Below are 17,123 nucleotides of genomic sequence, written 5' to 3' on the forward strand. Positions count from 1 at the left end.
TCCGTGCCGATTTCCGCGCGTGTGGGCTCTGCTATCTGGAGGTGATCTCGACGACGGTCCAGTGACCGTCGCGCAGTTGGGCCGTGACGGAGAGCTGTGCCGCCGCAGTGGTGGCCGGCTTGCCCTCGCGTTCGTAGACCTGGTCGAGGAAGACGAGCAAGTGGGCGCTGTTGTCCGCCAGCCGGGTGACTCCGGCACGTACGACATGGGTGGTGAGCGTCAGCTTCTGGTCTGCGGCCTGCTTCTCGACCTGGCCGAACAGAGCGGCGTACTGCTGGAGCGCCTTGCCCGCCAGGAGTTGTTTTGCCGCCTCCTTCGTGACGCCCGTTGCCTGCGGGCTGTAGGAGAAGACCTTGCCGAGGGCATTGCTGACATCGCCCGCGACGCGGGTGGTCGCCTCGCTGTCGGTCAGCGCGCGGTTCGATGTGGCGGGGGTGTCGCGCAACTGCCTTCCCTTGACGAAGAGTGCGCCCCCGGCGGCGAGCAGTGCGACGACCAGTACCGCTGCCACGATGCGCGGCCACGGGCGGCCCGACCCGGGCGCGTCCGGCCGGTCCGCATCAGCGGCCGCATCGAGTTCCTCGACGGCCTCGGCTTCCTCCGCGTCCACGTCCGTGCTCACTACCGCCGCCCCTCCCCGCTGCTTCATGCGCCGCCCCCGACGGGCATCGCCGTGAGCGCCTTGACCTTCCAGCCGTCCGCGGTCCGGGCGAGCGCGACCTCGAAGCGTTTGCGTTCGGTGCCGCCCTTGCCGGTGCGCGGGGCGACCTCGACATCGACGGTCGCGATCATCTCCGCCGTACCGGTCCGCTCGTCGAGCGCGGTGAGCGCCGCGTCGGTGACCTTGCCGTGTGCGGTGGAACCGGACTTCGTCAGTTCGCTCGCATCCTTGCTCCGGGTGCGCTTCAGCTGGTCGTGCAGTGGCCCGGTCGAGGAGTCGAGCCAGGCGCCGAGGCCCGCGTCGACGGTCTTGGAGTCCTTGCCGTCGAGGCTGTTCAGTCGAGCGAGTTGGCGCCTTCCGTCAGCCAGCGCCACATCGCGCATCTTCGCGTACGACAGGTCCTCGTCATTGCGCGCGTCGGCGTACGACCAGCCGCCGAGTGCGCAGATCAGCGCTGCGGCGAGCAGCGCCGCCCAGCCGCTCAGGGTCTTCGTACGGGACGTCATGCGCCGCCTCCCGGTCCGAGTCCCAGCAGGCCGGCCATGCCGGCCGTGGGCGGGGAGTCCGCGGTGACGCCGAGTGCGCCGGGAAGCCGGTCGGCCGAGTCGTGCCCGAGGAGCATCGAACCGGGCTTGGCGGGCTCGGGCACTGCGCCGCCCTTCGGTGCGTTGGCGCTGCCTCGCACATTGATCCCGGTGCCGGGTGACGAGGTGCAGCGGGCCTTGGTGTCGACCGGCGGACCTGCCGAGGTGTCGAGACCGTTGCGGTACACCGTGGAGCCGTATCCGGCGGTGCAGGGCAGCGGTTCGAAGAAGGTGACCGACATGCCGAACCGGGCCCCGTTCTCATCCACCGCGCTCGATCCCGCGGCTGCCACCGCGGGCAGTTTCACCAGGAGTTCCTCCAGTCCGCGCTGCCGGGTGACTGCGACCTCGGAGGTGGTGAGCAGGTTCGCGACGACGACGCCGACGCTCGGGTCGAGGTCCCGCAGCAGTCCGCTGATCCGGCCGGTCGCACCGGGGGCGACCGCGATCAGCTTGCGCAGGTCGGTGTCGGATCCCTTGAGTGCGGCGGCGAGTTCCTCGGCGCCGGAGGCGAATCCCCTGAGTGCCTTGCCCTGTTCGGTCTGGGTGCGCAGCACGGTCTCGCCGTCGGCCATGAGCCGGGTGTTGACCGGCAGTGCGTCGTCGGCTGCCTGGACGAAATCGCTCCCGGTGTCCAGCAGCACCTGGAGGTCGTCTCCGCGCCCCTCGAACGCGGCGCCGAACTCGTCGACGACCGTGCGCAGGGCTTCCAGGTCGACGGAGCCCGCCAGGTCGTTGACGCTGGTGAGGACATTGGTGACGGGAGCGGGAACGGTGGTGTCGGCCTGGTCGATGACCGAGCCGTTCGCCAGGTACGGTCCCTTTGTGCGGGTGGGCCGCAGATCCACGTACTGCTCGCCGACTGCGGACAGGTTGGCGACGACGGCCTTGAGGCTGTCCGGGATGGGCGGGGCGTCCTTCTCGATGCGCAGTTCGGCCTCGACTCCGTCGTCGGTGAGCTCGATCGGCCCGACCCGGCCCACGGACACACCTCGGTAGGTGACGTTGGAGTGGGTGTAGAGCCCCCCGGTACGCGGCAGTTGGACCGTGACGGTGTAGTAGCTGCGCATGCCGATGTAGTGACCGAGGCCGGCGTACCGCGCCCCGAGATAGCCGAGGACAAGCACCGCGATGATCAGGAAGGCGATGTTCTTGAGCCGGATGGCGAGGGTGATCATCAGCTGCTCCCCTTCGTGTCCGACGTCGAGACCGCGGGAAGGGGCAGCGGCAGCGCCGAACCGGCGTTCTTGCTCGTGCTGCTCGCGGGGGCCGGGGTGGCGTCCGGTTCGAGCGCCGGGATGATCTGTGTGCCGGGCATGGCCGTCACATCCAGGTAGACGTTGAGGTAGTCACCCTTGACCCCACGCAGCACCTCGTCCGTGAACGGGTAGGTGAGCAGCACCTGGAGGGAGTCCGGCAGGTCGCTGCCGGAGTCGGCGAGCGCCTTGAGGCTGGGGGCGATGGCCTTGAGGTCGGCGATCATGTCGGCCTTGCTCTTGTTGATCGTGTCGACGGCGACGGTGGAGAGGGTGTCGAGCGAGCGCAGCATGGTGAGGAGTGAACCGCGCTGCTTCTCCAGGACCTTCAGACCGGGGCTGAGCCCGGTGAGAACCGTGCCGACATCCTGCTTGCGGGTGGCGAGGGTGGCGGCGAGCCGGTTGACCCCGTCGAGTGCGTCGGTGATGTCCTCCTTGTGGCCGTCCAGGTTCGTGACGAGGGCGTCGACCCTGTTGAGCATGGAGCGGACCTGGGGTTCCTGTCCGGCGAGCGCCTTGTTGAGCTCGGTGGTGATGGTCTTGAGCTGGTTGACGCCACCGCCGTTGAGGAGCATCGACAGGGCACCGAAAACCTCTTCGACTTCGGGGTTGCGGTTGGTCCGCGTCAGCGGGATCCGGTCTCCGTCGGCGAGCCTGCCCTGGGCGGTGCCGGTCGCGGGCGGCGAGAGCTGGATGTACTTCTCGCCGAGGAGGCTGGACTGTTCGAGGTGGGCGTAGGCGTTCGCGGGCAGTTCGACCTTGCCGTTGACCCGCATGGTGACCTTGGCGTTCCAGCTGCCCGGATTCAGGGAGATCTTGGTGACGCGGCCGACGGCGACATCGTTGACCTTCACCGAGGACTGCGGGGCGAGGCTGAGCACGTCCGCGAATTCTGCGGTGATCTCGTACGGGTGGTCGCCGAGGTCGGCGCCGCCGGGCAGAGGCATCTGGTCAATGCCGGTGAACGTCGGCAGGCCGGCACCGGTGACGGCCAGGGCCAGGCCGACACCCACGGCCAGCACCGCGACGACGCCGGTCGTGCGGGCTCCGGGTCCGCCCAGGGCACGGCTCATCGGTTCGCCCCTTTCTTCTCCGCGGTGGTCTTCGCCGGGGTGCCGTAGACGGTGCCGACGGGTGGGAGCGGCAGGGCGGGCAGCGCCTTCTGCCGTGTGCCGTCGACCGGTGTGAGGCCCGCGAGTCCGGCGGCCGGGCCCTCGGTGAGCGGCCCGCCCATGGAGAGCTCATTGAGGTTCGTACGGCCGTTGAGAGTGCGGTTCACCGGGTCGTAGGCGTTGACCACGTTGTCCGCCGCGAGCGGCAGCGTGTCCATCGACTCCGCGAGCGAGGCACGCTGGTCGACCAGGGTCTGGGTGAGCGGCACCAGGGCGTCCACGTTCGCCTTCAGCGCGCCACGGTTCTTCTCGATGAAGCTCTTGACCTGGCCCAGAGCGGTGCCCAGTTCCTTCAGTGCCGCGCTGAGGTTCTCCTTGTCGTCGGCGAGGAATCCGGTGACGGAGTTGAGCTGCTGTTCGGCGGCGCGCACATTGCCGTCGTTGTCCTTCAGCACGGTGGTGAAGGTCTGCAGGTAGGACAGCGTGTCGAAGAGGTTCCCGCTGCTCTTGTCGAGGGTCTTGGTCGCCTTGCCGAACTGTTCGATGGAGTTCCCGATGGCTTTTCCGTTGCCGTCGAGGTTCTTGGCTCCGGTGTCGAGGAGACCGGAGAGTGCTCCGTCCGCGTTGGCTCCGTCCGGGCCGAGGGCCGTGGAGAGCTGCGTAATGGAGTCGTACAGCTGATCGACCTCGACCGGTGTGGCGTTGTTCGCGGCCGGGAGTACGGCGTTGTCCGCGAGCAGCGGTCCCCCGTTGTATGCGGGGGCGAGCTGGACGTAGCGGTCCGCGACGAGGCTGGGAGCGACGACCACGGCGTGCGCCTCCTTGGGGACCTTGATGCCCTTGTCGAGCCGCAGGGTGACCCTGACCTCGTCGTCTCGTGGCGTGACCGATTCGACCCTGCCGACCTTGACACCGAGGATCCGCAGGTCCGATCCGGCGTACACGCCGGTGGCCTGGTCGAAGTAGGCGGTGACGGTCGTCGTTCCTTCGTCGTCCATGGCCATGACACCCGTGGTGGCCGCGACGGCCACGACGGCGAGCCCGGCACCGATGCCGACGATGCGTGCGATTCTCATGTCAGCGGCCGCCTTGCTGCTTGGGTGGCATGCATCCGGTCGCCGGGGGTGTTCCGGCGGGCAGGTAGTTCTTCGGGACGACGCCGCAGACGTAGTTGTCGAACCAGCGGCCGCTGCCGAGGGTGTTACCGACGAGCCGGTTGTACGAGCCGGCGAGCGACAGCACCTTGTCGAGGCTCTTGCGGTTCTTCACCAGCACCGCGGTGACCCGGCCGAGCGAGTCCAGGGTGGGCTTCAGCTGCTTGTTGTTGTCCTCGACGAGGCCGCTGAGCTGAGCGCCCAGGTTCCGGGTGCCGGTGAGCAGCAGATGGATGGAGTCGCGGCGTGCCTGGATCTCGCCGAGGAGCAGATTGCCGTCCTCCAGGAGGGTTTCGAAGCTGCTCTTCTTGTCGGCGAGCGTCTTGGTGAGCTGCTTGCTGCCCTTGAGGAGGGTGGCGAGCTGGGCGTCACGCTCGGAGACCGTCCTGGAGAGTGAGGAGAGCCCGTCGGCTGCGCTCTTCACGTCCGGCGGGGAGTCCTTGAAGGTGGCGGAGATCGTCTCGAAGCTCTTGGCGAGCTGTCGGGTGTCGATCTCTCCGATGGTCTCGCCGAGTCCGTTGAACGCCTGGGTGACGTCGTACGGGGACGTGGTGCGGCTCACCGTGATGCGCTCGTGCGGGTCCTGCGGGGCGTCGCCCAGCGGGTCGACGGCGAGATATTTCTCGCCCAGCAGTGTCTTGATGGCGATGCCCACGGTGGAGGAGTTGCCGATCCAGACTTCCTTGACCTTGAAATCGACCTTCACCTTGGAGCCGTCGAGTGAGACACCGGTGACTTCGCCGACCTTCACTCCGGCGACCCGTACCTCATCGCCTTCGCCGAGCCCGGCGGACTCGGTGAAGTCGGCGGTGTAGGTGGTGCCGCCGCCGATGAAGGGCAGCGAGTCGGCACGGTAGGCGGCCAGACCGATGAGGGCGAGGACGAGCAGACCGACGACGGCCACGGCCACGGGGTTGCGTTCCCGTACGGGTTTGATTCTCATGCCAGGCACCTCGGTTGGGTGATCGCGATGCCGGTGGGCGGTGCGCTGCCGTCCTCGGTCGTCACACCGCTGACCTTGGCCTCGCAGAGGTAGAGGTTGAGCCACGAGCCGTACGAGGCGAGGCGGCTGATCGCTTCCATCTTGGCCGGGGTCTTCTGCAGGAAGTTCTCGATCTGCGGGGTTCCCTTGCCCAACTGGTCGGAGAGTCGTCCGAGTTGCTTGATGTCGTTCTTGAGCGGTCGCCGGCCGTCGTCGAGGAGGTCCGCGGTCACGGTGGTGAGCGCACCCATCGCGGTCACTGCCTGGCCGAGCGGTTTGCGGTCACCGGAGAATCCGGTGACGAGTTTCTGGAGGGTGACGACGAGGTCGTTGAATCCGGCCTCACGATCGTTGACGGTCTTCAGGACCGTGTTGAGGTTCTTGATCACCTCGCCGATCACCTTGTCCTTGGCGGCGACCGTGCCGGTCAGCGAGCCGATGTGCTGGAGGATGCTGTCGACGGTGCCGCCCTCTCCCTGGAGCACCTGGACGATGGAGCCCGCGAGCTGGTTGACGTCCGGCGGGGAGAGTCCTTCGAAGAGCGGCTGGAAGCCGTTGAAGAGCTGGGTGAGATCGAGCGCCGGGGTGGTGCGGGAGAGCGGAATGGTCGCCCCGGCGGCGAAGCTGCGGCCGACCGGCCCGGCACCCTGGTCGAGGTCGATGTACCGCTGGCCGACCATGTTGAGGTATTTGATCGACGCGGTCACCGAGGCGGGGAGCTTGCGCCCCTTGCGGACGGCGAAGCCGACCTCGGCGAGACGCTTGTCGGCCACCTCGATGGACTCGACCTGTCCGACCTTGACCCCGGCGATCCGGACGCTGTCGCCGACGATCAGTCCGGTGACGTCGGTGAACCTGGCCTTGTACGTGGTGGTGTCGCCAACCCCCGTATTGGCGATGGACAGCCCCAGGACGGTGGTGGCCAGAACGGTCACCAGGATGAAGACGATCGATTTCGCGAGTGGCCTGGCGAGGGAACGGCGCTTCACTTGAGCTTCACCTCCGCACCGCGGAAGGCCGGACCGATGAGCACGCTGCTCCAGTCGGGCAGGGCCTGCGGCTGGACTTTCAGTGAAGGAGCGACCAGCTCGTTGACGAGTTGGCTCTCCTGCGGGGAGTTGGGCATGCCGAGGGCAGAGTCCCTGTTTGGGGGTGTGGTACCGGTCGGTTCGTTGTCGGTCGGATTGCCGACCGGGACGGCCGCGGCGGCCGTACGGGCGCTCGCGGTCGGTACGGTTCGGCCCACGTACGGCACGGAGTAGCAGTGCGGCCCGCCGGTCGCGTCGTAGACCGGGGTGTCCTTGCCGGGCACGTACTTGCCCTTGGACTTCACGGACTTGACGGTGACGTGGAGTCCGGGCCGGCCGGTGCCCTTGCCGAGCGCCTTGTCCATGGCCGGGACGAAGCCGGCCATGGTCCGCAGGGTGCAGGGGAATTCGTCCGAGTACCGCGCCAGCAGTTCCAGCGTCGGCCGGCCCGTGGCGGAGAGCCGGATCAGGTTGTCCTTGTTCTCCTGCAGGAACGAGGTGATGTCCTGCGCGGAGGCTGTCGTGGACCCGTACAGGTCGGCGAGTTCCGCCTGCTGTTCGGCGATGGTGCCGCTGGTGGTGGTGAAGTCGGTGAGCGCGTCGAGGACGTCGGGTGCGGCGTCCTCGTACACCTTGCTCACCTTGACGAGTTCCTTGATGTCGGCGTTGAGCACCGGGAGTTGCGGGTTGAACTTCGCCAGATGGGCGTCGAGCGTGAGGAGAGTTTCGCCGAGCTTCTCGCCGCGTCCTTCGAGTGCCTGGGAGACGGCGCCCAGGGTGGCGGCGAGCTTCTCCGGCTTCACCGCGGTAAGCAGCGGCAGGACGTTGTCGAGGACCTCCTCCAGCTCGATGGCGTTGCTGGAGCGGTCCTGCGGGATGACGGCCCCGGCACGCAGTGACTGGGCGGACGGCACCTCGGGCGGTACGAGTGCCACGAACCGTTCCCCGAAGAGTGTGGTGGGCAGCATCTGGGCGGTCACGTCGGCCGGGATCCGGTCGAGCTTGTCGGGCGCGATGGCTAGGGTGAGCCGGGCCCCGTCCCCGTCGGCCGAGATGTTGCGGACCTGTCCGACGACGACGCCGCGCAGCTTCACATCCGCGTTGTCGTGCATCTCGTTGCCGACGCTTCCGGTGCGTACGGTCACGGTGGCGTCGTCGGTGAAATCCTTCTTGTACACCGAGACCGACACCCATACGAGCACTGCGGGCACGAGAAGAAAGGTGACTCCGGCGAGTCTGCGGCGGACGGTCTGCATCCGGTGTGAATTCATCAGCCGGCCACCTTCACCGTCGTCGTGGCGCCCCAGATGGCGAGGGAGAGGAAGAAGTCGGTGACGCTGATGAGCACGATGGCGTTGCGCACGGACCGACCGACGGCCACCCCCACTCCGGCGGGCCCGCCCGTGGCGTGGAACCCGTAGTAGCAGTGGGCGAGGATCACCATCACGCTGAAGATCAGCACCTTGAGCACCGATAGCAGCACGTCGTCCGGGGAGAGGAAGAGATTGAAGTAGTGGTCGTAGGTGCCCGCGGACTGTCCGTTGAACAGGATCGTGATGGAGCGGGACGCGAGGTACGAGGAGAGCAGCCCGATCGCGTACAGCGGAATGATCGCAACGACCCCCGCGATGATCCGAGTGGTGACGAGGTAGGGCATGGACCGCACGCCCATCGCCTCCAGGGCGTCGACCTCCTCGTTGATCCGCATCGCGCCGAGCTGGGCGGTGAAGCCGGCGCCGACGGTCGCGGAGAGCGCGAGACCGGCGACGAGCGGGGCGATCTCCCGGGTGTTGAAGTAGGCGGAGATGAAGCCGGTGAAGGCGGAGGTGCCGATCTGGTTGAGGGCCGCGTACCCCTGGAGGCCGACGACCGTGCCGGTGAAGAGGGTCATTGCGATCATCACGCCGATGGTGCCGCCGATGACTCCGAGCCCGCCGCTGCCGAAGGCCACTTCGGCCAGCAGCCGCTGGACCTCGCGCAGGTAGCGGCGCAGGGTCCGCGGTATCCAGATCAATGCCCTTGTGTAGAAAATGAGTTGCTCGCCCGATCGATCGAGCCAGCTGAGCATCGCCATCGGTCAGCTCCCCTTCGCGGGGACGATCTGGAGGTAGATCGCCGTGAGGATCATGTTCACGAAGAACAGCAGCATGAAGGTGATGACGACGGATTGGTTGACCGCATCACCGACGCCCTTGGGGCCGCCGCGCGGGTTGAGACCGCGGTAGGCGGCGACGATCCCTGCGATGAAGCCGAAGATCAGCGCCTTGACCTCGCTGATGTACAGGTCGGGGAGCTGGGCGAGGGCGGAGAAGCTGGCCAGATAGGCCCCGGGAGTGCCGTGTTGCAGGATCACGTTGAAGAAGTAGCCGCCGAGCGTGCCGACGACGGAGACCAGGCCGTTCAGCAGGACGGCCACCAGCATGGTGGCCAGAACGCGCGGGACGACGAGGCGCTGAACGGGAGAGACGCCCATGACCTCCATCGCGTCGAGTTCCTCACGGATCTTCCGAGAACCGAGGTCGGCGCAGATGGCCGAGCCTGCCGCGCCGGAGATCAGCAGCGCCACGATGATCGGGCTGGCCTGCTGGATGACGGCGAGGACACTGGCGCCGCCGGTGAACGACTGGGCGCCGAGCTGCTGGGTCAGCGAGCCGACCTGGAGGGCGATGACCGCTCCGAACGGGATGGAGACGAGCGCGGCGGGCAGGATGGTGACGCTGGCGACGAACCAGAACTGCTCGATGAACTCCCGCATCTGAAACGGTCTGCGAAAGACCTCACGGCTCACGGTCCCGGCGAGGGAGAACAGCTTCCCGGTCTCGCGCAGCGGGGCGAGCAGCCGCGTCGGAGGTCGCTGCTCCGGGGCCTTCTGCACAGTCGCGTGGGCCACGCCGGCCGTGGGCGGCTCGGGGGGGCGCACCGGCATGGGGGCCGTCACGGGCGTTCACCGCCCGCGGCCGGGGTGTAGCTGTTCATGATGGCCGTACGCGCGGCCTCCGGCAGCTGGCCCATCATCGACAGGACCCGCTCACGGCGGCGCAGAACCGCCCGCCGGACGGGCATGCCCGGCGACGGTTCCAGCTGCGGCACGACGGTGCGCGGGCCGTTGGCGGAAGTGATGCCGGCCCCGTATCCGTTCACCTCCTCGGCGGCAAGGGTCGCTGCGTCCTTCTCCTCGGCCATCCCGATGGGGCCTTCTCGACGTCCTGCGAGGAATTGGGAGACGACCGGCACGTCGCTGGTCAGCAGCACCTCGCGCGGCCCGAAGGTGACAAGGTTGCGGCAGAACAGCATGCCCATGTTGTCCGGCACGGTGGCCGCGATGTCGAGATTGTGGGTGACGATGAGCATGGTCGCGTCGATCTGCGCGTTGAGATCGATGAGCAGCTGGGAGATATAGGCGGTGCGGACCGGGTCGAGTCCGGAGTCCGGTTCGTCGCAGAGAATGATCTGCGGGTCCAGGACGAGGGCGCGGGCCAAGCCGGCACGCTTGCGCATACCGCCGGATATCTCGCCGGGCAGTTTGTCCTCGGCGCCGAGGAGACCTACGATGTCGATCCGCTCCATGACGATCCGGCGGATTTCCGATTCCTTCTTGCGGGTGTGCTCACGCAGCGGGAAGGCAATGTTGTCGAAGAGTGACATCGAACCGAAGAGAGCGCCGTCCTGGAACATGAGACCGAAGAGCTTTCGAGTCTCCATGATTTCGCGTTCGGGACTGTTCACCATGTCGACGCCGTTGATGAGGACGCGCCCCTGTTCAGGTTGCACCAGACCGATGATGGACTTCAGGAAAACGGTCTTTCCGGTGCCGGAAGGGCCGAGCATCACGCTCACCTCGCCGGCGGGCAGCGTGAGGGTGACGTCCCGCCAGATGTTCTGCTTGCCGAAGGACTTCGTGAGGCCTTCGACGACTACTTCGATTCCCATCGGCCCTCCTTCGAAGTTTTTGTGAACGAAGTCATCTGTCAGCGCTCCGGCTCTGAGAAATCCAATGGCGGCTCGTCACACATGCACCAGGGGGCGCACGCTATGTCCGTCGAAACCGCCAGGACAAGCCGTTGAACAGCGGAAATCAACGAACGATGTGCTGGATGCGGGTCACTTGTCACTCGTTGACAAAGCCGCCTCCGATCTTGTCGAAAACTGCGCAAGCGCTCCTGTGTGCATGCGCCGACGTGAAACGTCTCAGGCGCCGCTCATCGTTCGGGCGTCGGGACTTTCGGCGGACAGTCGGGACCGTCCGGGTTCGTCGCGACGCACAGCGCGGCCTGCGTCATCTTGGTGTAGTTGTCGGCGTCCTTGCCCGCACTGGAGATCGCGGAGGTGAAGACGGCGTCGAGGTTTTCATCCACCCCGCAGCCCTTGAACGGCGGTATGTGCGCGTAGCCGGACAGGGTTCCGCCGTACGCCACGAGGTAGCCGGAGCGCGGATAGCTCTGGCCCCACGCCTTGAGGACCTGTTCGAAGGGCTCGGCCGTCCGGCAGTTGTCCCCCACGTTCAGCGGGACGCCGTTCACCTTGACGTCACGTATCCGCATGGAGAGCTTTGTGGTGACGGTTGTGCTTTCGGGATACTCGGGCGTGTTGGTGACCGTATGGGTCTGTACGACGGCCGGCGGGCCCACCTGTTCCAGTTCCACAGTGGCGGTGGTGGGCATGAACCCGTACGTCAGGAAGGTGGATTTGGCCGGCGGCAGCTGTCGCCGCCCCTTGTACTCGAATTCCGCCTCGGACGTCACGTCGACTGTGGAAGCACACGAGTCGTTGATGTAGACCTTGTTCAGCGTCACCTTCATGTGCGCGGGCCCCAGGGCCACAGCGCCGTCCATCTTGAGGGCGTTGGCGTAGCCCGCCACATAGGTGTCCGCCGTCGTCATCACCCATTCGGGCGGGATCACGATGGGACAACTGTCACCGGGGTCGTCCTCGTCGGCCAGCATCCTGTCGGTGAGCGCCTCGATCTTCTTGCGGGTGTCCGAGGAGAACCCTCCACCAGGCAGCCGGGGGTTCGTCGTGGCCGGCGCGGGAGTACTCACCTCGGGCTCTGGCGTGGGACCGGAACCGGAGCCCTCGACAAGCACGGCCGCGAGCGTGGAGTCCTGGTCGGGTGCGAGCTCGCACACGACCTGGAGACTCGGCGGCGACGTCGGGGCGTTGTCGGCCTTGCGGGGAGTGAGTGACAGGGCGAGACCGGCGGGCGAGAGGGTGGCCTTCCCGGGCGAGCCGAACGTCACCGTGGGTACGTCGCCGGCCGCGGTCAGCACCAGCCCGCCCTCTGCGGGGAGCGGCACCGGCGGCGCACCGAGATTCGCCCATGCGGCATCGGCCGACTGGTCACCGCTGCGGTGCTGAACGGTGAGCTGCGCGACGGCCGACAGGTTCGTCGCCTCCAGTCCGGTGAATTGCTCGAGGACCGCTTGTGGCAGTTTCACCGCGACCGAGACATGGTCGGGCCGGACCGCCTCACCCGTTTCCACCGACTGAGGGAGCGAGGCCGAAACGGTAACGCCGACCTCCGCAGCGCCTGAGGGGAATTCGCATTCGTAGGCGAGCGCGACCTCGGAATTCTGGTCGGCCGCCACCGATTCAGCGCCCGGAATGAATGCGGCGGAAACGACGAGGGCCCCACCCACGGCCAGGCGGAGCGGTCGCCGTGCCGATTCGCGTGCGTCGACGGTCATGCGCATAAGTCCTTCCAGCATGCGTGGACATGAATGCCACATGGTTGCGGATGTGGGTCCACTTAGACCGACCGGCAAATGGGTAGCGCACCTTCGAGCAGCTGAATCCGGTCACTACCGGTGGGTACGCTACGCACTCCGGGTCGCGGCTGGGAAGAGTTGCGTTTCGATTCGAGCGGCAGCAGGAAATTCTTGTCATTCGATGACAAAGCAGCGGCGTGGAGTTGTCGCCCCCTGCGTGAGGGGAACCTGGGCTAAGGGCTGTCCCGTAATCCCCGGTGGATCAGCGCGCGGCGTCAGATGCGGTGCATCGCAAGGCGGAGGGACGTCCGCATACTGGATGTATGTGGACGTTCCGACAAAGCCGCGAGGTGCCGCAGCTGTCGTCGCGCGCCCGCCGGGGATACGGGACAGCCCTTAGTGCCATGCGTCGCACGGGTGCCCAGCCACAAGGGATGTGACCGGGCACCCGTACACGTTCCCCGGCCGCACCGGGGAATCGTCAGCCGACGATGACCGGCGAGGGCGTGCCGGTGGCCGTGGTCTTGATCGTGTACAGACCCGCGAAGCTCGCCGTGGTGCCGACGATCCCGCAGCCACCGCCGGACTTGGCTCCGATGGTCAGCGTGAGACCACCGCCCGAGGTGTCGAGAGTGCCGTTGGAGCCGCCCGCGCTGGGGTTGTTGTACTTCGCCGCGACACTGCCGGTGACGTTGAAGGTGCAGGGTCCGAGGATGCTGCTGCCGGTCACCGTCGCTTTGATCTCCTTGATCTGACCGGTGGTCTGACCGGTGAGGTTGGTGCCGGCGCCCGCCGCGTAGCTGTTGCCCCAGAGCTCCCACGGGGGCGCGACAGTGGTGGTCACGGTCCAGGTTGAGCTGAACGGCCCGGTGCAGGGCGAGTTGAACGAGATGGACGTGATGTCCGCCAGCTTCGCCGGGCTGCCGCTGACCGGGGACGTCGGGATGTTCCCCGCCGCGGTGGAGGTGGCGCACTGGATCTTGTTGCCGTTGTTGTCCGTCAGCACCGTGACACCGGCGGTCCCGGTGAAGTCGCCGGTCGGCGTGATGGTCCAGGGGGCGGTCGGACCGGCGAACGCCGACGGAGTTGCCAGCGCCACCGCGGCGACCGCGGCACCGACCGCGGTCAGGATTTTCGTCTTCTTGAGCATGGAACTTCTCCCTTTTCCTGTCCCGTTGGGGAATGAGTTGGAGTCGGACGAAGCGATCGTCACGATCCACCAGCGGATTTTTCTTGGGGAAGTACTCCCGCCGGCGTACGGGGCGGGTTGCAACTGGCCCGTAAATCTGTCGAGCGGGGAATTCACGCGATGTGTTCCGGCTATGGCGCTGAACCATTTTGCGTACGGGCGACCACCGAGCGGCACGGTACTCCGCCGATTCAGAATTGAGAAGAGACCGTTCTTCAATTCATCTGCTTTTCGAACTCCCAGCGCGTCACCGCAGGGGCGAGTCACCCCGGGCGACCGGAAAGCTGTGACGGTGTACTTTCGCCTACCGGGTGGCGGAGTGCCAGTACTGCGACAGGGCTTGGCCTTCGTTCGGGGCCAGTCCTGCGGGGTCGTAGGGGCTCGCGAAGTACGTGGAGGCCTGGCTCAGGACCACATTGTTCTTGCCCGAGGCCGAGGGAAGGCCGGTCTTCAGGTTGACGGCCCAGTCCAGCAGTCCGGCGCCACAGCCGCCGGCACCCGGGACCGCGTAGCTGGAGTCCCCCTGATCGGCGCCGTCAAAGGTGTAGCGCCCCATCTCGCCCGAGTCGCTGGGCGTCCCGTTGCCGTCGAACTGCTGGAGCGAGAGGGAGGGGGCAGTGATGTTCCGCGGCCTCAGCACGATCGGGTTCGAGGTGCTCCCGATGTAGCACGTGTCGCCGAGGAACGGGTTCCGCAGGTGGATACGGACCGGGATCGCCAGAATCGGCACGTCGGTTGAGAAGCTCGCGGCCATATTGAAGTCCCGTGGGTCACCGGCCGGTTCGATGGTGGCGGTGACCTTGTTGAGGGTGCTGTTCGTGATCTGTTCGCAGATCCCCGACACGACAGGGATGCTGCTCGGGCACATCAGGCCGAGCAGACCGCCGGGGAGATCCGCGGGGTCGGCGATCAGTGCGCCCTCGGCCGGAGCGACCAGGGAGCTGGTGCCGTCGCTGTGCTGGACCACTCCGAGCTGCAGGTCGGTGTTGCCGGTCGATACCTGCGTGTTGCCGAGCTTGATCGATCCGCCGGCGGAGTGGGAGGAGATGCAGGTCGCAATGTTCGTCACGCCGTCGGCCGCCAGCATCGCGGGAGCATCCACAGGGCACCTGTTGAACGGCGCCCAGTGACCGTTCAATTGGGTGACAGCGGTGGCTGTTCCGGTGGAGAGCACGGCGACGAACGCAGTGAAGGCCGCCAGCACCCCCACACGCACTCCGGTCGAAACAGTTCTCATGTCGTCCCCTCTTGACCGCCGCCCCCATGGCGCGGCGTCGTAGATGAAATTGGCCGGTTTCCACGCAGGCGGCATCGGCGTCACGGATCACTGCATGCATTGCGTGCAGGACTTCCCGGGGGCCGGCCGCGCCGGGTGGACGCCGACGGCCCGGTGTCGGTGGTGCATAAGGGCTGTCCCGAAGGTGAAGAACCAAAGGTGATTACAGGCAAATTTCACGCCTTAATTGGCCGAGCGGTGATGTTACTTGCGGGAAACACGGAGACACAATCCCGCCGCTTAAGATCTTTTGCGATACTCGGATTTTGATCCGGAACTGAGCAGAAGGGCCACGACGGCTTATCAAGAAATGCGTATGTGTTCGTCCGGAAGGTGTGTCCGGACGGGCAGCCCAAGCACGAAGGCTGACGCCCGCCGACGGAGTGAGGGAGTCGGGAACGCGCCACACGGCCGGGCAACGACCACAACGCACCGCACCGGGTCCGGCAGCAGTCCCCAACCTCCCGTCCTCACGAGCGCGACGGCACCCCGGCCCGATGCCCGGCCGCACTGGCCCGCTTCGCCCGACCATCCCCCAGAAGGACGGGCGCTCGTTCCCAGAGCACCCTCAGCCGCAGACCGTCGACGGCACCGGTAAACCGGCCGTCGCATTGTGTCGTCAGGAAACAAGCGGCCGAAATGCATTGTCCGGAAGTGAGCACTGCTGCCCCACCTGCACCAAAGCCCGATAGCGGGGCCGAGATGCGTGCCCCTTGCACTGTGATCTTGCGCAAGTGGTGGGCACCGCTACCGACTTGGTCTATCTTCATCGCGGACTTGGTACGCACCTGTCGGACAGTGGGAGCGCTTTCCCCCCACCGCCTCACCCCAACCGGGCGCCGGAGAGCAAGGGGACAGTCATGCCAAAACTCATCCAGCCGTCGGACACCGGAGATCCACTGGGTCCGCTCCCCCAGGAATTCGCCGCAATCCTGCGGCCCGAACTGCCGAGCCTGATCAAGGAAATCGGCGTCGAGGTCACCCGGGCCTATCCGGAATACGCGCGTCTGCTCCACGGCCCGAACGGTCAGGCCATTCGCGTCGGCGTGGAACAAAGCCTTGCGTCGTTCGTCGATCTGGTCGCCGAGCCCTCCTCCCCCACCACGCTTCGCGACGACATGTGCCGCCGTTTCGGGCGGTTCGAGGCCTATGAGGGCCGCAACATGGAGACGCTGCAGGGCGCCTATCGGCTCGGCGCCCGGGTGGCACTGCGCCGGGCCAAGAAGATCGGCCGGAGCTACAGCTTCTCGCCCACTCTGATGCTCAGCTTCGCCGACGCGCTGTTCGCGTACGTCGACGAGCTGGAAACACTCTCCCGTGAGGGATTCCTCGAGGTGCAGTCACAGTCCGGCGAGCAGAGCGGGGCCATGCGCCGTCGTCTGCTGCATCTGATTCTCGCCGGCCGGCCGGTACCCGGTACCGCCATCGCCGAGCTCTGCGAGCAGACCGGCTGGGCGCTGCCGGAGCAGGTGACCCTGGTCGCCGCCCGCGCCCCGGCTAGCCTGGACCGGGCCGGCCTGGACCGCGACATCCTGGTCGATCTCAGCGCCCCTCAGCCTCATTTACTCATCCCGGGACCACTCGACGATGCGCGAAGACACATGCTTGAGCGCACCCTCCTCGGCACCCGGGCCGCCATCGGACTGACCGTCCCCACCTCGCTCGCCTCGGACTCGATCCGCTGGTCCCGCCGGGTCCTTGAACTCATCGACGCCGGGATCATCGCAGATGCACCACTCGTCCTGTGCGAGGACCACCTCATCACGCTGTGGCTCCTCTCCGACACGGCCCTTCTCGATCAGCTCGCCCGGCGCGAGCTGGCTCCGATCGCGGGGATCAGCGCCAACCGGCGCGAGCGGCTGATCGAGACACTCCGCATCTGGCTCGAAACCCGAGGGACCGCTGCCCACATGGGTGAGCTGCTCGATGTGCATCCGCAGACCGTCCGGTACCGGATGCGCAATCTGGAGACCATCTTCGGTGAACAACTGGTCGATCCCGAAAGCCGGTTCGCGACCGAGGCCGTACTACGGGCACTCCAGCTGCGCGAGCGCGGCGCCGACGCGTAAGGGCTGTCCCGTAATCCGTGGTGGATCAGCGCGCGGCGTCAGATGCGGTGCATCGCAAGGCGGAGGGACGTCCGCATACTGGATGTATGCGGACGTTCCGACAACGC

The 17,123-nt window shown here is 66.8% G+C and carries 15 protein-coding genes; 1 reads left to right on the forward strand and 14 read right to left on the reverse strand.

The features are described from left to right. Window positions 1-31 precede the first annotated feature (31 nt). The 14 genes from ABT115_RS10775 to ABT115_RS10840 form a co-directional block, all read right to left on the reverse strand. Entirely contained in the window at window positions 32-649 is a 618-nt protein-coding gene (locus ABT115_RS10775) for a hypothetical protein (RefSeq protein ID WP_502969062.1), read from the reverse strand. Continuing rightward, entirely contained in the window at window positions 646-1,167 is a 522-nt protein-coding gene (locus tag ABT115_RS10780; RefSeq protein WP_351786588.1) for a hypothetical protein, read from the reverse strand. Before ABT115_RS10780 ends, ABT115_RS10775 begins: the two co-directional genes overlap by 4 nt. Beyond that, window positions 1,164-2,423 carry an MlaD family protein gene (locus ABT115_RS10785; protein ID WP_351786591.1) on the reverse strand — a complete coding sequence of 420 codons (1,260 nt, stop codon included), beginning with the start codon at window positions 2,421-2,423 and terminating at the stop codon, window positions 1,164-1,166. The genes ABT115_RS10780 and ABT115_RS10785 overlap by 4 nt, the downstream gene beginning before the upstream one ends. Beyond that, a complete protein-coding gene (locus tag ABT115_RS10790; RefSeq protein ID WP_351786594.1) occupies window positions 2,423-3,574 on the reverse strand; it encodes an MCE family protein in 1,152 nt (383 codons plus the stop codon). The genes ABT115_RS10785 and ABT115_RS10790 overlap by 1 nt, the downstream gene beginning before the upstream one ends. Beyond that, window positions 3,571-4,689, reverse strand: coding sequence for an MCE family protein (locus ABT115_RS10795; protein ID WP_351786597.1), 1,119 nt, complete (start codon window positions 4,687-4,689; stop codon window positions 3,571-3,573). The genes ABT115_RS10790 and ABT115_RS10795 overlap by 4 nt, the downstream gene beginning before the upstream one ends. A gap of 1 nt (window position 4,690) precedes the next feature. Continuing rightward, complete coding sequence (locus ABT115_RS10800; protein ID WP_351786599.1) at window positions 4,691-5,710, reverse strand: MCE family protein; 1,020 nt, start codon at window positions 5,708-5,710, stop codon at window positions 4,691-4,693. Continuing rightward, on the reverse strand, window positions 5,707-6,738 hold the full coding sequence (locus ABT115_RS10805) for an MCE family protein (protein ID WP_351786602.1): 1,032 nt from the start codon (window positions 6,736-6,738) through the stop codon (window positions 5,707-5,709). The genes ABT115_RS10800 and ABT115_RS10805 overlap by 4 nt, the downstream gene beginning before the upstream one ends. After that, complete coding sequence (locus ABT115_RS10810; protein ID WP_351786605.1) at window positions 6,735-8,048, reverse strand: MCE family protein; 1,314 nt, start codon at window positions 8,046-8,048, stop codon at window positions 6,735-6,737. Before ABT115_RS10810 ends, ABT115_RS10805 begins: the two co-directional genes overlap by 4 nt. Then, entirely contained in the window at window positions 8,048-8,851 is an 804-nt protein-coding gene (locus ABT115_RS10815) for an MlaE family ABC transporter permease (protein ID WP_351786608.1), read from the reverse strand. The genes ABT115_RS10810 and ABT115_RS10815 overlap by 1 nt, the downstream gene beginning before the upstream one ends. Before the next feature lie 3 nt (window positions 8,852-8,854). Next, window positions 8,855-9,715 (reverse strand): MlaE family ABC transporter permease, encoded by an 861-nt coding sequence (locus tag ABT115_RS10820; protein WP_351786611.1) that lies wholly within the window; start codon window positions 9,713-9,715, stop codon window positions 8,855-8,857. After that, complete coding sequence (locus ABT115_RS10825) at window positions 9,712-10,707, reverse strand: ABC transporter ATP-binding protein (RefSeq protein WP_351786613.1); 996 nt, start codon at window positions 10,705-10,707, stop codon at window positions 9,712-9,714. The genes ABT115_RS10820 and ABT115_RS10825 overlap by 4 nt, the downstream gene beginning before the upstream one ends. Before the next feature lie 269 nt (window positions 10,708-10,976). Then, entirely contained in the window at window positions 10,977-12,461 is a 1,485-nt protein-coding gene (locus tag ABT115_RS10830) for a DUF6801 domain-containing protein (protein WP_351786616.1), read from the reverse strand. A gap of 502 nt (window positions 12,462-12,963) precedes the next feature. After that, window positions 12,964-13,632: a hypothetical protein gene (locus tag ABT115_RS10835; protein ID WP_351786619.1), complete on the reverse strand. Its 669-nt coding sequence runs from the start codon at window positions 13,630-13,632 to the stop codon at window positions 12,964-12,966. A 343-nt stretch (window positions 13,633-13,975) separates the two neighbouring features. Beyond that, window positions 13,976-14,908, reverse strand: a complete 933-nt coding sequence (locus ABT115_RS10840; protein ID WP_351786622.1) for a hypothetical protein — start codon at window positions 14,906-14,908, stop codon at window positions 13,976-13,978. Window positions 14,909-15,807: 899 nt separating this feature from the next. On the opposite strand from ABT115_RS10840, the gene ABT115_RS10845 reads away from it, so the two are divergent. Further along, window positions 15,808-17,016, forward strand: a complete 1,209-nt coding sequence (locus tag ABT115_RS10845) for a PucR family transcriptional regulator (protein ID WP_351786625.1) — start codon at window positions 15,808-15,810, stop codon at window positions 17,014-17,016. Window positions 17,017-17,123: the final 107 nt, after the last annotated feature.

The organism is Streptomyces sp. NPDC001832 (assembly GCF_040297265.1).
In the GTDB taxonomy this organism is placed as follows: domain Bacteria; phylum Actinomycetota; class Actinomycetes; order Streptomycetales; family Streptomycetaceae; genus Streptomyces.

Bases quoted from the DNA above. Each gene is read 5' to 3' on its own strand.
- ABT115_RS10775 (WP_502969062.1), bottom strand. From the start codon at position 649: ATGAAGCAGCGGGGAGGGGCGGCGGTAGTGAGCACGGACGTGGACGCG.
- ABT115_RS10780 (WP_351786588.1), bottom strand. From the start codon at position 1,167: ATGACGTCCCGTACGAAGACCCTGAGCGGCTGGGCGGCGCTGCTCGCC.
- ABT115_RS10785 (WP_351786591.1), bottom strand. From the start codon at position 2,423: ATGATCACCCTCGCCATCCGGCTCAAGAACATCGCCTTCCTGATCATC.
- ABT115_RS10790 (WP_351786594.1), bottom strand. From the start codon at position 3,574: ATGAGCCGTGCCCTGGGCGGACCCGGAGCCCGCACGACCGGCGTCGTC.
- ABT115_RS10795 (WP_351786597.1), bottom strand. From the start codon at position 4,689: ATGAGAATCGCACGCATCGTCGGCATCGGTGCCGGGCTCGCCGTCGTG.
- ABT115_RS10800 (WP_351786599.1), bottom strand. From the start codon at position 5,710: ATGAGAATCAAACCCGTACGGGAACGCAACCCCGTGGCCGTGGCCGTC.
- ABT115_RS10810 (WP_351786605.1), bottom strand. From the start codon at position 8,048: ATGAATTCACACCGGATGCAGACCGTCCGCCGCAGACTCGCCGGAGTC.
- ABT115_RS10815 (WP_351786608.1), bottom strand. From the start codon at position 8,851: ATGGCGATGCTCAGCTGGCTCGATCGATCGGGCGAGCAACTCATTTTC.
- ABT115_RS10825 (WP_351786613.1), bottom strand. From the start codon at position 10,707: ATGGGAATCGAAGTAGTCGTCGAAGGCCTCACGAAGTCCTTCGGCAAG.
- ABT115_RS10830 (WP_351786616.1), bottom strand. From the start codon at position 12,461: ATGACCGTCGACGCACGCGAATCGGCACGGCGACCGCTCCGCCTGGCC.
- ABT115_RS10835 (WP_351786619.1), bottom strand. From the start codon at position 13,632: ATGCTCAAGAAGACGAAAATCCTGACCGCGGTCGGTGCCGCGGTCGCC.
- ABT115_RS10840 (WP_351786622.1), bottom strand. From the start codon at position 14,908: ATGAGAACTGTTTCGACCGGAGTGCGTGTGGGGGTGCTGGCGGCCTTC.
- ABT115_RS10845 (WP_351786625.1), top strand. From the start codon at position 15,808: ATGCCAAAACTCATCCAGCCGTCGGACACCGGAGATCCACTGGGTCCG.